Genomic DNA, 13,858 nt, shown 5'->3' on the forward strand with positions numbered 1-13,858 from the left:
AACAAGCGCCTCGGTACGATGGGAGTACGCAACGGGTCATAGCCCTTTAAATCCCATCATCCAGGAGGACGCTCTACTATGAAGTTTAAATCGCAGGACAGACAAAATCAACTCATTGAAAAAATTACCGCCCAGCATCTAGTCGTAGGAATCGACATTGCTCAGCAAACGCATGTCGCTCGTGCTGTTAACTTTCGAGGAATCGTGGTCGGTAATCCTCTATCCTTTTCTAATGATGAAGAGGGTTTTCAATTCCTTCTTCGTTGGATTCAAACGTTGCAATCCACACACGCTTTAACGGAGGCTATTGTTGGTATGGAGCCTACCGGGCACTATTGGTTTAGCCTATCCAACTGGCTTTCGGATCGCCAGTTTGAAGTCGTTCTAGTCAATCCACATCTCGTGAGAAAAAATAAGGAGAACCGCGACAATACGCCATCCAAGAGCGACAAAAAGGATGCTCTGGTCATCGCTGATATGGTCAAAAACGGCTATTATTTGTTCATTCGCAACACACCAGAAGCCTTCGAAGAATTACGTGTCTTTCTCTCAAACCGCGACTCTGTCGTAACGAGACTCGTTAGTGCGAAGAACCAAATCCATCGCTGGGTCGACGTTGTTTTTCCTGAGCTGCGACAAGTCTTCAAAAACATCATGTGTACAGGTTCACTAGCCACACTTCGTCTTTTTCCTACACCCGAAGAATTGTATAAACTTCAGCCTCAAGACGTCCTGCAAGGTTGGAAATCGGTTATGAAACGGCATTCTGGTGAACCAAAGGCCAAAGCTCTTATCTCTTTTGCTAGCCGTTCTGTTGGCACTAAGCAAGCATTGCATGCCTACAAACTTCACTTGAAGCAACTTCTCGATGAGTACGACCTTGCTTGCCTGCAACTAAAAACGGTAGAGACAGAGATTGTTGCCGTTCTAAAACGTATTCCATTTGCTGAATCCATGCTTGCTGTCAAAGGGATAAGTGTTATTTCACTAGCCGGTATTCTAGGTGAGGCAGGGGATTTAAGCGGATTTGTGCACGGCAATGCCTTGCTGCGCCATGCTGGGCTAAACCTCGCAGAAGCTAGTTCAGGCAAATGGACTGGACAAATGAAGATTAGCAAACGAGGACGATCTCGTCTCCGCCGTTTCATCTTTATGATGACCATGAGTTTAGTAGCAAGTAATTCGGAGTTTAAAGCCATGCATACCTACAATGTACAAGTAAAGAAGATGAAGAAAATGAGGTCTATTATGAAACTGTGTGGAAAGTTAGCTCGAATACTTGTAGGGATGGCCCGCAGTGGCGAAGCTTACAACCCTCCAAAAACAATGCCTATTCAGCTCGCAGCTTAACCTATAACCTACCGTTTCGTAGCACGAGTATTGGCTTATTTGCAGGATTTCAAAGAAAGCACGGAGTACCGGATATATTTAACCAAAGGGCACAGACCCGTAACGATAGCAAGACCGGCCTCCACCCCTTGGACAGGCGTAACGAAGGAATGAGAGGGCACAGACCCGTTGAGACATGGGAGTGAAAACCTCCAAGGGAGGCGTGGAGAAAGCGTGCAGTAAATGGAATTATATGGGGCAGGATATGTTCCCCACTATTCCCGTGCGTCTTCATGTTGCCGAAGTCTAACACGGAGTTCCCCTTCTGATCTTTCACCCCTTACCCACCGGGCGAAATCCTGCGAATAAGCGAGTATTAGTGAGAAAACTATATCGTATCGAGGGAGTGAAATAAGTACATATGGATTAGTGGAATTCTGAAGTTATCTTCATTAACTGTAAAATTTACAGATTAGAAATAAATGGAACTATTGCTTAAGCCATCCGTAACCGATAAATAAAAGAGATTATGATAGCGCAGGAGGTACATATGAACTACAGAATGTTTAGAAAAATGCTTCTTACCACACTTGCCACACTGATGTTAAGCGTTTTGCTTCTTCCGGTTTTAACTTCAGCCAAGACTGCTGTACCAAAGCATACGGGGTCATTTTATGTAAATGATTTTGCGAATGTGATCGACGAGAAAGCTGAGAATTATATGGTGAACTATGGGATTCGATTACATCAGGATACGGGTGCTCAAGTCGTAGTGGTGACAGTTGATTCTACAAATGGAGTTTCGATGGAAGAGTATGCCACTTCGTTATTCAATAGCTGGGGCGTAGGTTCCGCGGACAAGAATAACGGGCTTCTATTGCTTTTATCTATAAAAGATGATGATTACTGGGCGGTACAAGGTAAGGGTATTGAGGATACGTTGCCTAACAGTAAGATTAAAGAAATTCTTTCTCAATACCTTGAACCTGATTTTGCAGCTAAAACATATAGTAATGGCGCACGCAAGACGTATGGCGCTTTTATTCAGGCCATGGGTGGGACTTGGGTGGAAAATGTCGGCACGAAAAACTATGTATCTGATAATGCCGGTGTACTCAAAAAAGTGACAAAGGATTATCTGAACGAATCTAGTAATAGATATAAAACCACAACTGGCAGTGGCATTTATGTGGTTACTGTAAAGAATGCAGGAGATAAGACACTTCAGGATTATACATACATGAAGTTTGCCTCCGTTGCAGCTGGCCCTAAGGATGTTATGCTCGTACTAGATATTGATGGAGACAACTATCATGTTCTTCAAGGGAAGGACATCGATAAGATTCTAACTAACGATGCGATTAGTAATATTTTGGATACCGTACTTGAGCCTCAATTTGTGAAAAAAGATTACGGGACAGGTGCTACGGCAACTGTCAATGCTTTGTACAGTTTTTTGCTAGCAAGAGCGGATCAGGTCGTTGGAACAACAGGGACGGCAGGAAATAATGGGGGCACAACTGGTTCAACTTCGCCCTCAACAACCACTTCAGCAAAGGAGGCTAGTGTTAGTGTAGGCAAAGGTCTCCTAATATACTTATTGATATTTGCTCCGCTCATATTGTTCGGATATGGTCTTTCACGACGAAATAAATATATTGAAATGTACGGTTTGCCATTTAATCCTTATAGCCCAAGAAATATTCGGCGGTATGGGAATTGGTACGGTCAAGCGGATTACGGTTATGGTAGACGTTGGCACAGACGTTATAATAATCACTATAATAATCACCATCATCATCATAGAAACACACCATCAAATAACTCACAGTCTAGCTTCTGGGGAAACAGCGGTGGAGGCGGCTCTACTAGAGGTGGAGGAGCAGGACGATATTCCTCAAGTAACGAGAATCGTGGGGGCGGAGGTTCGAGTAGTGGCGGAGGTGCAGGTAGACATTCTTCTAGCTCTTCCAGCTCTTCCAGCAGCAGCTACTCTAACAATGATAGTGGCTCTTCCGGTGGAGGAGGTTATTCCGGCGGTGGTGGATCATCAGGTGGTGGAGGTAGCGCCAGCAGTGGTGGTGGAGCGGGTAGACACTAAATAAATCATGCAATTAATAAGAGGTGCAAAGGAGCTGTCTCACAAGTAGAAATTCTACTACTGAGACAGCTATTTTAATTGGAAGGAGGGAGCTTATGTACCCCACTCAGTTTCTAGTATAAAACCATCTGAATAATGAAGACACGACTAACAGGACCACAAGAACACTTGCCAATGTGAAAAAGATAACCTGGTTGAAGAAAGATGAGATAATACTTCCAAATGAAAGCAACCAAATCATTAAATTTATAGTGGAGTTGTAACCTTTTAATTTGATGCTTTGATTTCTTTCATCTTCTTCATAAATTACCATTTCTTCAAGCGCATTCTCGTCTTTAAGCAGCTTTCTAAGCTGTATTATGTTCATTACACAGACGCCTTCAATACCAAAGAAAAATCCTGTGATATACGCATCAATAGAAGCAAAATCTGCCGTGGTATTTAGCAATTTAATAATATAGGTGCCTATTACAGCAAGTCCACCAATAACAGCGATAACTATTTTGGTACGTAAACGTTTTTGAATCCTCGCTTTATATTTTTGATTCATCATTTTCCTCCACCTCAGAGAAATCAAATACTTCCTCAATCGTTAATCCAAAATACTTAGCTATTTTATAAGCAAGGATTAAAGAAGCTGTGTATTTTTCATTCTCAATTGAAATAATGGTTAACCGAGTGACACGAACCGCTTTTGCTAATTCCTCTTGAGATATTTTTCGCTCTTTTCGCAATTCTCTTATTCTTGTTTTCATGTCCTGCTCCCATGTATTAAATAATATCGAAAATTGCTTTCATGATGAAAACCGAAAACGACAACGTCGTACTTTCTTATTATATCAATAAAAAAATTTATCACAATCAAAATAAGTATAGTTAACTATACAATCTATGTATAGTCTGCTATACTTATTTTGGGTTTATTAAGGAGGATTGTGCGATGCGGAAAATTGAACTGAAAGATGTAAAAAAGACATTCGGGCGTGTAAATGCTATTAATGGATTGAGCCTTTCCATACAGGCGGGAGATGTTTACGCCTTATTGGGACATAATGGAGCTGGGAAAACAACTACTCTTCGTTTCTTATTAGGACTTTTAGAGCCTGATGAGGGAGAGGTATCTGTATTTGGTTGTAATCCTAATTTAGAGGGTGACACTGTTCGTAAAATGTGTGGTGTTTTATCAGAAGACGTTGGGTTATATGAGCCTTTGAGTGTATATGATAACTTAAGTTATTTTGCTCAAATATATGGTATGAAACGTAGTGATTACGACAAACGAATAGACGAGCTATTGAGTGATTTTGAAATACTAGATAAGAAGCATTTGCCTGTTAAGGGCTTTTCTACAGGGATGAAGAAGAAGGTTGCTTTAACTAGAGCCTTACTTCACAAACCCAAAATCCTTCTATTAGATGAGCCCACGAATGGACTAGATCCAGTAAGCATTGATCATTTAAGAGTAATGCTGCATGATTTAGCACAGAAGTACGGGACCACCATTATTTTGACCACACACAATTTAGAAGAGGTAAAAAAGATCTGCAATAAGATCACAATAATGCGACATGGGAAAAACGTATATACTAACACAATGGCAGCATTGAAAGAGCAAGCCAAAAGTAAAGTCCGTATTATCTGCAACCAAGATTTGTCCGCTGATTTGGAACGTCTTCATAAGGCGTTATCTAGTCTTGAAATAAATATTGAATACAAGGTACAGCAAAACACGATTATCGTTGAACTAACAGAAAATATTGCGATTTCGAAGTTGATTAAAGTGTTAGCTACATTAGAGATAGATGTGAAGAATATTGAAACAAAGGGATTTGACCTCGAAGAGCTGTATATGCAGGTAGAAAATGGTGAGAAACCAAATGAATGAAATAGAAACCGTCTTTAGGATGCAGATAAAAGAGTATTTCAAGGATAAAGGTGCTCTGATCTTTCATTTATGTGCTGTAGTTCTCATAGGGATCGTTGCTCCTGTGCTTCGAATGAACGATACTGTTTTGTTGAGCGGATCAATCTTATTTCCACTTACTCTGTTAAAGCAATGGACAGCCAACAGCTTTGCGGGTGAGAAAGAAATGAAAACGATAGAAACATTATTATCCTCACCAATTAAGAGTAGAAGCCTATTTTATGGAAAATGTATGTTTTGCATCGTTAGCAGTGGAGTTTGTTATTTATCAATATTCGTTTTAATGCTATTAGTGAAGGGTTTCACAAATGAGCCTTTTCAAATCAATTTTTGGGAATGGGTAGGTATGTTGATTCTATTTTTTCATATTTTATTAGCCGTCACTTTAATAGGAGTAGATCGATCCAGTACTTCTGACGATATCCAGAAGGCGATTAGTAAGCTAAGCATAGTTTTTTATCCGATTTATATTTATATTGTTATTCTTTTTAATTTATTTACTCAGCATTTGATGGTGGCTACTTATTTACTATCAGCAGTATTTTTAGTCGTTTTGGTAGGGGTTAACTCTTATTTTATCTTTATAAAAGTTAAGAAAATGGATCGTTCGTATTTTTTGTAGAGTCATATAAGAAGGTAGGTGTTTTTGATGAAATCACAAATGTCTAGTGTTCTTCATCATGAATGGAAATATTTCGTAGCTTTAAAGCAATTTCGGTTTAGCATGCTTTTCTTAATCGTTGCACCAGCCATCTTTACGATGCTTGCCTATATTTATTTTGGCGAATTGAACTTTTATTATCCAATCATCATTATGGCTCTAGGTGTGCCTCGAATAACAGTAAATATGATCTCATATTCGATTGGAGGAGAAAAAGTATATAAAACCTTTGAATCTTTATTGTCAACGCCAATACGAACAGAGTCAATGTTCATTGGAAAGAGTATGATTGCAATCCTGATTTCACTAGTAATGCTGGTAGTGTCGTCATTGTTTACTTGGCTGACAGCAAACTTCATCCAATTTGTTTTTATGCATGAAACTAGCCTCATTTGGTTCTCAACAGCTCAAAGTATATTAATCTTTGATAATCTTCTGATTTGTATATTCATGATCTTTATAACTGGAATATTATCCATGGTAATGCAAAAGCCACGCCAAGGATTACATATTGCTTCAGCATTAAGCTTCTTGACGATGGTACCTTCTTTACTGGTTACATTTGGTGTAAAGCATCCATTAGAATGGTCAGCAGGGATTATGATTATTTTGCTGGGAATAAATCTATTCTTGATTTATTATGTGTTGCAGCGAATAAAGAGACCGCAAATAATGGCGAAATTATAAAGGAAAACTAACAAACAATCGCCGTATGATGAGAATCGTACGGCGATATTTTTGTGTATGCTTAGAAACTAATTATAACTAGTAATTTCCTTAACAGAAACTTTTTATGGAATTTATCGTCTATGATAAAGTTAGATCGTTATTTTCAAATTCCGAAATAGTCAGGGAGGAAAAAGAAGTGAGCACTTCATCATTACCTCAACGTTCCACCGTACGCAAAAAGAAACCAACCAAAAAACGTAAGAAACGGAGTTTTTTTCGTACACTATCTAAAGTGTTTTTATTTTGCTTAATTTTGTTGATTGCTGGAGGCGGCTGGTTTTACTTTGCACCTTCGGCTAAAAATCTGCGCTATTCAATCGCTGATACACTGATTACAACACAGCACCGCTACATGGCTAAATATATAATTGGCGAGGACGGATTAAAGGACAGAGTGACTGAATATAGCTCCCTATTTGAAGAGATGGGGGTCGAAAAGGACACACACACTATCACTCCTGAACCAGAAGTAAAAGAGAAACCACTAGTCGAGATAGAAAATGTATCAGGTACTGGGTATTCCGGATATGTCATGATCGTTAATGATCCTACAAAAGTCCGTTTGGGAATTCCAGATAAGGTAGGGTCAGGTGAGAAAGTAACTAGCATGGTGAAGCGCACAGGTGCTATTGCTGGAGTTAACGGTGGTGGATTTGCCGATCCTAACTGGAAAGGTAATGGATTTAAACCTATTGGTATTGTGATTTCACAAGGTAAGTTATATTACAACGGTCTCGGTGGCAAAAAATCCACCCAAATCGTAGGACTTGATAAACAAGGGAAAATGGTTGCTGGGAATTATTCTTTAGACGAGATTAGTAAAATGGGTGTTCAGGAGGCCGTTACTTTTAGCCCTCGTCTGATCGTTAATGGAAAAGGATTGATTAAGAACGCGGCTGAAGGGTGGGGGATTGCACCTAGAACAGCGATGGGTCAGCGTGCAGACGGAGCGATCATCTTTGTTGTCATCGATGGAAGACAACCTACTTATAGTATTGGAGCAAATCTATACGATGTGCAGCAAATCCTTCTTAAGCATGGAGCCGTGATTGCTGCCAATTTGGATGGAGGTTCTTCTACCGTGCTGGTAAAAGACAACGAGATTATGAACAAGCCATCCTCTCAATATGGGGAACGATATTTACCTACGGCTTTTCTAGTATTTGAGCACCCGGAGCAGGTTGATATGCCGAACATTTGGAAGGGACTTGACCCCTCCAAAATTGATGCTGCTAAGAAGCGTACACGCTAAAGCACGCTTAATACGTAATTATGATAAGGATTATCTTGGATTGCTATATGAAAATATGCTACGATATCACCTAGCATGAAACAGAATACAGAACTAACAGGTCTGGAACAGGGGGAATAGGAGTGACGTTGCAACAACTCCGCTACGCTATCGAAATTGCAAATAGTGGCTCCATGAATGAGGCGGCAAAGAAGCTTTTTGTCTCTCAACCGAGCCTGTCCAATGCCATTAAAGAGTTAGAAAGTGAACTGGGAATTACGATTTTTGAGCGGACCAACCGTGGGATCAGTATTTCCGTAGAGGGGATGGAATTCCTAGGTTATGCTCGCCAAATTATTGAACAGACGGAGCTTATGGAGAATCGTTATACTGGGAAAAAGCGTAGTCCGATCTATTTTTCCATCTCTACGCAGCACTACGCCTTTGTGGTTGACGCCTTTGTAAATCTCATGAAGCAGAATGACGTCTCGGAATACAATTTTAGCTTGAGAGAGACGCAAACCTACGAGATTATCGAGGATGTACGTACATTGCGCAGTGATTTAGGAATTCTTTATATTAACGAGAGTAACTATAAGCATATGAATAAACTGTTTAGTGACGGCAATCTGAAATTCACACCGCTTTTTAATACGGATCCGCATCTTTATGTTCGAACCGGACATCCGCTGGCTCGTAAGGAAGTTATTACTCAGGATGATATTGTACCGTTCCCTTATATCACTTTTGAACAGGGTGAGAACAATTCACTGCATTTCTCAGAGGAAATGTTAAGCTTTTCACAAATTGAGAAGAATATTAAGGTGAATGACCGAGCGACACTGACCAATTTATTAATGGGTACGGATTGCTATACGGTTGGCACAGGAATTCTGGCGTCTGATCTAAATGGTGATGGCCTGAAGACGATTCCTTTTGAGAGCAATGAAGTATTTACGGTTGGCTGGATAGCGCATAAAGATCGTAGACCGAGTGTAATGGCATCTAAGTATATCGAGATTTTGAATGACCTGGTTTCAGGAAGTTATTTTGATCTAAATCATTTTTTACTATAGCAGTAGGAGGATCGGTATGATTAGACCCGTAATTGGCACCCAGAGAAATGCTCCACCCTTTCGCTACGATATCGTTGGCAGCTTCTTACGCACGGATGAGATAAAAGCAGCCCGCCTCCAATATGACAATGGTGAAATCACGGGCAGTCAGCTTCATGAAATTGAGAATATTGAAATCGCCAAACTTCTGGAACAAGAAAAAGAAGTGGGTTTATTGGCGGTCACAGATGGGGAATTCCGCCGTTCCTGGTGGCATCTTGATTTTTTTGTAGGGATTAAAGGGACAGAAAAGATTAACTTGAATCAAGGAAGAGCGGAAGCGGCTCAGCGCGCGGAATCTTTTCGAATTGTGGACCGAATTGCCTTTGAAAATCATCCGATGATCGAGCAATTTATCGCTTTGAAGCAAATGGCTGGAGACCGAATTCCGAAAATGACGATACCTTCACCCGCTTTATTTCATTTTGTGGAGGAGTTTAACGGGAATGAGGTTTATCCGGATCAGGAAACGTTATTTCAAGATATTATTGCTGTTTACCGAACTGCAATCCAAGCGTTCTATGATGCGGGCTGCCGTTACCTCCAGTTAGACGATACAACTTGGGGAACACTGTGTAGTGGCAGACATCGGGCGCATTTACGCAGCAGAGGTACAGATCCAGATCAATTGGCTAAGGATTATGTTAGGCTGATTAACGAGAGCATTGCCAATCGTCCGCAGGACATGACAATAGCACTTCACGTATGCCGAGGCAATTTTCGTTCTACATGGTTCGCTGCTGGTGGTTATGAGCCTGTGGCTAAAGAGCTTTTTTCGAATACTAAAGTGGATGCCTTCTTCTTGGAGTATGATAATGAGCGGGCGGGTGATTTTGAGCCCTTACGCTTTATTAAAGATCAATTTGTAGTGTTGGGACTAGTAACTACGAAACATGGGGGTCTTGAGAGCAAAGAACAGCTCAAAGCGCGTATTGAAGAAGCGGCACAATATGTTGATATTGAGAAGCTTTGCCTAAGTACTCAATGTGGATTTGCTTCAACCGAGGAAGGGAATATTCTAACCGAAGAAGAGCAGTGGGATAAAATACGTCTCGTAATCGAAACCGCCCAAGAAATTTGGGTTTAAGTAAAAATACGTAAATCTGATGGCCTGCTATAGCGTAAGCTTATGGTAGGCCATAGTTTTTAGGAGTTACCAGCCTTAGATGATGAAGTGCTATAGTGAATGCAACAGAACAAGCACAGAGAATCAAGGAGGTCGGCCCCATGAGTACCATTCAAACAGGAACGCAAAGAACAGAAGTACCCTTCAGAGTTGATATAGTAGGTAGCTTCTTACGCCCGGAAACAATTAAGAGAGCTCGCGTTCAATTTCAAAACAATGAAATCACGGCAGACGAATTGCGCAAGGTTGAAGATACGGAGATTGCCAGAGTCGTGAAAAAGCAAAAAGATGTAGGTTTAAAAGGAGTAACGGACGGTGAATTCCGCCGTTCTTGGTGGCATTTAGACTTCATGTGGGGTCTGGAAGGCGTAGCTAAGAAAGTCAGCAAAGAAGGCTATTTATTCAATGGCATTGAGACAAGAGCGGAAACGGCAATCCTATCTGGCAAGATTCGCGGTACGAATCATCCAATGATCGCAGATTACAGACAACTGGCTCGCGTTGCCGGTAACGATGTAGTTGCGCGTCAAACGATTCCCTCTCCTGCACAATTTCTCGCTGAGCTGCAACGGAATCACCAGACCACTGCAGCTGTTTACGATAACCAAGATGAACTAGTTGCTGATATTGCCGCAGCATATCGTGAAGTGATTCGCGACTTCTATGTGGCGGGTTGTCGAAATCTTCAGTTGGACGATTGCACATGGGGGATGCTATGTGACAAAGGATATTGGGAAGCGCGACAAAAAGAGGGTGTAAATGTTAACGAAATTGCTAAGTTGTATGCATTCGTAAATAATGAAGCGATTAAGGATCATCCTGCTGATATGGTCATTACCATGCATGTATGCCGTGGAAATTATGCTTCTACATGGGCAGCTTCCGGTGGATACGAGCCAATCGCAGAAGTGTTATTCGGAACTGTGGATGTTGATGGGTTCTATCTGGAGTTTGATACGGATCGGGCAGGTGATTTCGCACCATTAAGATTTATCAAGAATCAACAGGTTGTTCTAGGATTGTTCAGCTCGAAGACCGGTGAGCTTGAGAATAAAGAAGAAATCGTGGAGCGTATTAAAGAAGCGTCACAGTATGTTAACATCAATCAGCTATGTCTAAGCCCACAATGCGGTTTTGCTTCTACAGAAGAAGGAAACCATTTGACAGATCAGCAACAGTGGGACAAACTGCAATTTATTAAAGAGATTGCGGATGAAATTTGGCATTGATTTAATAAATACTAGCAGGCTCCTGATCGATTCAGGGGCCTTTTTTATGAGTGTATTGTGACAGCTTAGAGGATTAACCTAGCAGCGCACTTTACTAGAGCTATTAATCAAGGGTATAATAAGTAACAATTGTTTTTAATTCATGTTGAAAGAGAGCGGGAACAATATGGGTCGTAAGTGGAATAATATTAAGGAAAAGAAAGCCTCCAAAGACGCCAACACAAGTCGCGTTTATGCTAAGTTTGGTGTTGAGATTTATGTAGCAGCCAAGAAAGGTGAACCCGATCCAGAAGCAAACCGGGCACTGAAGGTTGTATTAGAACGTGCAAAAACTTACAATGTACCAAAAGCGATTATCGACCGCGCAATGGATAAAGCCAAAGGCAGCGGTGATGAGAATTATGAAGACCTTCGTTACGAAGGGTTTGGACCTAACGGTTCGATGATTATCGTCGATGCGCTTACGAATAACGTTAATCGTACAGCACCTTTGATTCGTTCTACATTTAGTAAGAATGGCGGAAATATGGGTGTCAGCGGATCAGTAGCCTATATGTTTGACTCAACGGCTGTTATCGGTGTGGAAGGTAAAACCGCTGATGAAGTGATTGAGATGATGTTCGAAGCAGAGCTTGATGTTCGTGATGTACTGGAAGAGGATGAAGCAGTTATCGTATATGCTGAGCCTGATCAGTTCCATGCCGTACAAGAAGTATTCAGAAATGCTGGAATTACCGAATTTACTGTAGCAGAATTAAACATGCTTCCACAGAACTATGTAACACTTCCTGAAGATGCACAAGCTCAATTTGAAAAACTGATTGATGCTTTAGAAGATTTGGAAGATGTGCAACAGGTGTATCATAACGTGGAGTTTGAAGACTAAGAATAATATAACAAGGCGATGGAGTTCGCCTCAACCGTCTCATGAGACTAATGACTCCTACCAGTGTGAGCTTCACTGGTAGGAGTCTGTTTTGTTGTTGGGACTGCTTTATACTGATTTTGGAGGCTGTCGTAATGAATCAATGGTCTGCACGATGGGTTGAATTCGCTAAGAAAAGAAGTCATTTTGCACTATGGATTACGTTTATCAAATGGATTGTACTCGGAAGTGTGGTTGGACTTTTATCGGGAACTGCCTCGGCATTCTTTCTGAAAAGCTTAGATTATGTAACAGATGTACGTCTAGAGCATCCGTGGCTGCTTTATTTGCTGCCTCTTGGAGGAGTCCTTGTTAGTTTCTTATATATGCGTTATGGAAAAAACAGCGCTAAAGGAAATAATCTTATCATAGAACAAATTCAGGATGGTACAGAGACTATTCCTTTACGCATGGCACCCTTAGTATTGTTCGGAACACTGGTAACTCATTTGTTTGGTGGATCTGCCGGACGTGAGGGAACCGCAGTACAAATGGGAGGAAGCCTCGCGGAGTGGTTTGGGAAATTAATCAAAATCAGTCCGCTGGATCGCAAAATATTGTTAATGTGCGGGATTAGCGGAGGCTTTGGCTCTATTTTCGGAACACCACTAGCTGGAACCTTATTTGGTCTAGAAGTGGTAACGATTGGACTAATTAGCCAACAAGCGTTACTTCCATGTTTTGTGGCCAGCTTTGTTGGTGATCTGGTCACCACTCAATTGTGGGGCGTTCATCATACTCACTATGTAGTGAATGAGTTTCCTGCCTTAAGTGTAATGATTATTCTAAAAGTGGTATTGGCTTCTGTTATTTTTGGTCTTGTGAGTATGCTTTTCAGTGAACTGACTCATTTTCTAAAAAGAACCTTCACCGCCATGATTAGCAATCCGATGATAAAAGCAGCAGTAGGTGGTTTAATTATCATAGCGTTGGTATTCGTTGTAGGGTCACGCGACTATCTGGGACTTGGTATCCCTTTAATCAAGGATTCTTTTGAGGGAGATGTCTCGCCGTTCGCTTTTTTATGGAAGCTGATTTTCACCGCTTTTACCTTGGGAACAGGATTTCAGGGTGGTGAAGTGACTCCGTTGTTTGCGATTGGAGCCACGTTAGGCAATGCTTTGGCTGGAATATTACATGTGTATGGTCCCTTTTTAGCTGCGCTCGGATTCATTGCTGTTTTCTGCGGAGCTACGAGCACACCCATCGCATGCTTTTTAATGGGAATTGAGCTGTTCGGTTCGGAAGGTGCAATTTATATGTTCATCGCTTGTGTGGTGAGTTATTTATTCTCCGGACATTCGAGTATTTATACTTCTCAGCTTATCGGTGTATCAAAGAGTCAGCTCATTTCAATCCCTCAAGGGACTAGGATAAATGGTGTTAAAAAAAGAAAATGATTTTTCGAAAATATTTTTCATCTGTCAGAGGATGGTTAGTTCAAGAGATGAGCTAACCTCTCTTTTTTTTGTTCAAAAAACAAACCCT

At 41.0% G+C, this 13,858-nt stretch carries 13 protein-coding genes and 1 riboswitch; of the genes, 11 read left to right on the forward strand and 2 right to left on the reverse strand.

What is annotated here, in order from left to right; all coding sequences use genetic code 11:
• The first annotated feature begins 78 nt into the window (after positions 1–78).
• Both ACN6MV_RS14310 and ACN6MV_RS14315 read left to right on the forward strand, forming a co-directional pair.
• Positions 79–1,350 (forward strand): IS110 family transposase, encoded by a 1,272-nt coding sequence (locus ACN6MV_RS14310; protein ID WP_094873128.1) that lies wholly within the window; start codon positions 79–81, stop codon positions 1,348–1,350.
• A gap of 529 nt (positions 1,351–1,879) precedes the next feature.
• A complete protein-coding gene (locus ACN6MV_RS14315) occupies positions 1,880–3,430 on the forward strand; it encodes a TPM domain-containing protein (RefSeq protein WP_419886599.1) in 1,551 nt (516 codons plus the stop codon).
• Between the two features lie 106 nt (positions 3,431–3,536).
• Here the strand turns inward: ACN6MV_RS14315 and ACN6MV_RS14320 are convergent, their stop codons facing one another.
• Positions 3,537–3,983 (reverse strand): hypothetical protein, encoded by a 447-nt coding sequence (locus ACN6MV_RS14320; protein WP_339291000.1) that lies wholly within the window; start codon positions 3,981–3,983, stop codon positions 3,537–3,539.
• Positions 3,964–4,185, reverse strand: a complete 222-nt coding sequence (locus tag ACN6MV_RS14325) for a helix-turn-helix transcriptional regulator (protein ID WP_042127498.1) — start codon at positions 4,183–4,185, stop codon at positions 3,964–3,966. The genes ACN6MV_RS14320 and ACN6MV_RS14325 overlap by 20 nt, the downstream gene beginning before the upstream one ends.
• A gap of 185 nt (positions 4,186–4,370) precedes the next feature.
• On the opposite strand from ACN6MV_RS14325, the gene ACN6MV_RS14330 reads away from it, so the two are divergent.
• From ACN6MV_RS14330 to ACN6MV_RS14370, 9 genes are all read left to right on the forward strand, one after another.
• Positions 4,371–5,315, forward strand: a complete 945-nt coding sequence (locus ACN6MV_RS14330) for an ABC transporter ATP-binding protein (RefSeq protein ID WP_419886600.1) — start codon at positions 4,371–4,373, stop codon at positions 5,313–5,315.
• Positions 5,308–5,976: an ABC transporter permease subunit gene (locus ACN6MV_RS14335; protein WP_419886601.1), complete on the forward strand. Its 669-nt coding sequence runs from the start codon at positions 5,308–5,310 to the stop codon at positions 5,974–5,976. Before ACN6MV_RS14330 ends, ACN6MV_RS14335 begins: the two co-directional genes overlap by 8 nt.
• A gap of 24 nt (positions 5,977–6,000) precedes the next feature.
• A complete protein-coding gene (locus ACN6MV_RS14340) occupies positions 6,001–6,702 on the forward strand; it encodes a hypothetical protein (RefSeq protein WP_231574199.1) in 702 nt (233 codons plus the stop codon).
• A gap of 178 nt (positions 6,703–6,880) precedes the next feature.
• Positions 6,881–7,996 (forward strand): phosphodiester glycosidase family protein, encoded by a 1,116-nt coding sequence (locus ACN6MV_RS14345; protein WP_042127505.1) that lies wholly within the window; start codon positions 6,881–6,883, stop codon positions 7,994–7,996.
• A gap of 122 nt (positions 7,997–8,118) precedes the next feature.
• Positions 8,119–9,051 (forward strand): LysR family transcriptional regulator, encoded by a 933-nt coding sequence (locus ACN6MV_RS14350; RefSeq protein ID WP_042127507.1) that lies wholly within the window; start codon positions 8,119–8,121, stop codon positions 9,049–9,051.
• A 16-nt stretch (positions 9,052–9,067) separates the two neighbouring features.
• Positions 9,068–10,177: a 5-methyltetrahydropteroyltriglutamate--homocysteine S-methyltransferase gene (locus ACN6MV_RS14355; RefSeq protein WP_076118479.1), complete on the forward strand. Its 1,110-nt coding sequence runs from the start codon at positions 9,068–9,070 to the stop codon at positions 10,175–10,177.
• A gap of 140 nt (positions 10,178–10,317) precedes the next feature.
• Positions 10,318–11,445 carry a 5-methyltetrahydropteroyltriglutamate--homocysteine S-methyltransferase gene (locus ACN6MV_RS14360; RefSeq protein ID WP_419886602.1) on the forward strand — a complete coding sequence of 376 codons (1,128 nt, stop codon included), beginning with the start codon at positions 10,318–10,320 and terminating at the stop codon, positions 11,443–11,445.
• 166 nt (positions 11,446–11,611) lie between these two features.
• The gene (locus ACN6MV_RS14365; protein WP_042127514.1) at positions 11,612–12,331 is read left to right on the forward strand and encodes a YebC/PmpR family DNA-binding transcriptional regulator; all 720 of its coding nucleotides are present in this window, start codon (positions 11,612–11,614) and stop codon (positions 12,329–12,331) included.
• A gap of 5 nt (positions 12,332–12,336) precedes the next feature.
• Positions 12,337–12,398: riboswitch (Fluoride riboswitch) on the forward strand.
• 67 nt (positions 12,399–12,465) lie between these two features.
• The gene (locus ACN6MV_RS14370; RefSeq protein ID WP_419886603.1) at positions 12,466–13,770 is read left to right on the forward strand and encodes a voltage-gated chloride channel family protein; all 1,305 of its coding nucleotides are present in this window, start codon (positions 12,466–12,468) and stop codon (positions 13,768–13,770) included.
• Positions 13,771–13,858 lie beyond the last annotated feature (88 nt).

It is taken from the genome of Paenibacillus sp. B-A-8, from assembly GCF_048572915.1.
Taxonomy (GTDB): domain Bacteria; phylum Bacillota; class Bacilli; order Paenibacillales; family Paenibacillaceae; genus Paenibacillus_AQ.

What these genes read in the sequence shown, in the direction of transcription:
- ACN6MV_RS14335 (WP_419886601.1), top strand. Translation starts at nt 5,308, where the DNA reads ATGAATGAAATAGAAACCGTCTTTAGGATGCAGATAAAAGAGTATTTC.
- ACN6MV_RS14310 (WP_094873128.1), top strand. Translation starts at nt 79, where the DNA reads ATGAAGTTTAAATCGCAGGACAGACAAAATCAACTCATTGAAAAAATT.
- ACN6MV_RS14315 (WP_419886599.1), top strand. Translation starts at nt 1,880, where the DNA reads ATGAACTACAGAATGTTTAGAAAAATGCTTCTTACCACACTTGCCACA.
- ACN6MV_RS14320 (WP_339291000.1), bottom strand. Translation starts at nt 3,983, where the DNA reads ATGATGAATCAAAAATATAAAGCGAGGATTCAAAAACGTTTACGTACC.
- ACN6MV_RS14370 (WP_419886603.1), top strand. Translation starts at nt 12,466, where the DNA reads ATGAATCAATGGTCTGCACGATGGGTTGAATTCGCTAAGAAAAGAAGT.
- ACN6MV_RS14355 (WP_076118479.1), top strand. Translation starts at nt 9,068, where the DNA reads ATGATTAGACCCGTAATTGGCACCCAGAGAAATGCTCCACCCTTTCGC.
- ACN6MV_RS14325 (WP_042127498.1), bottom strand. Translation starts at nt 4,185, where the DNA reads ATGAAAACAAGAATAAGAGAATTGCGAAAAGAGCGAAAAATATCTCAA.
- ACN6MV_RS14360 (WP_419886602.1), top strand. Translation starts at nt 10,318, where the DNA reads ATGAGTACCATTCAAACAGGAACGCAAAGAACAGAAGTACCCTTCAGA.
- ACN6MV_RS14330 (WP_419886600.1), top strand. Translation starts at nt 4,371, where the DNA reads ATGCGGAAAATTGAACTGAAAGATGTAAAAAAGACATTCGGGCGTGTA.
- ACN6MV_RS14365 (WP_042127514.1), top strand. Translation starts at nt 11,612, where the DNA reads ATGGGTCGTAAGTGGAATAATATTAAGGAAAAGAAAGCCTCCAAAGAC.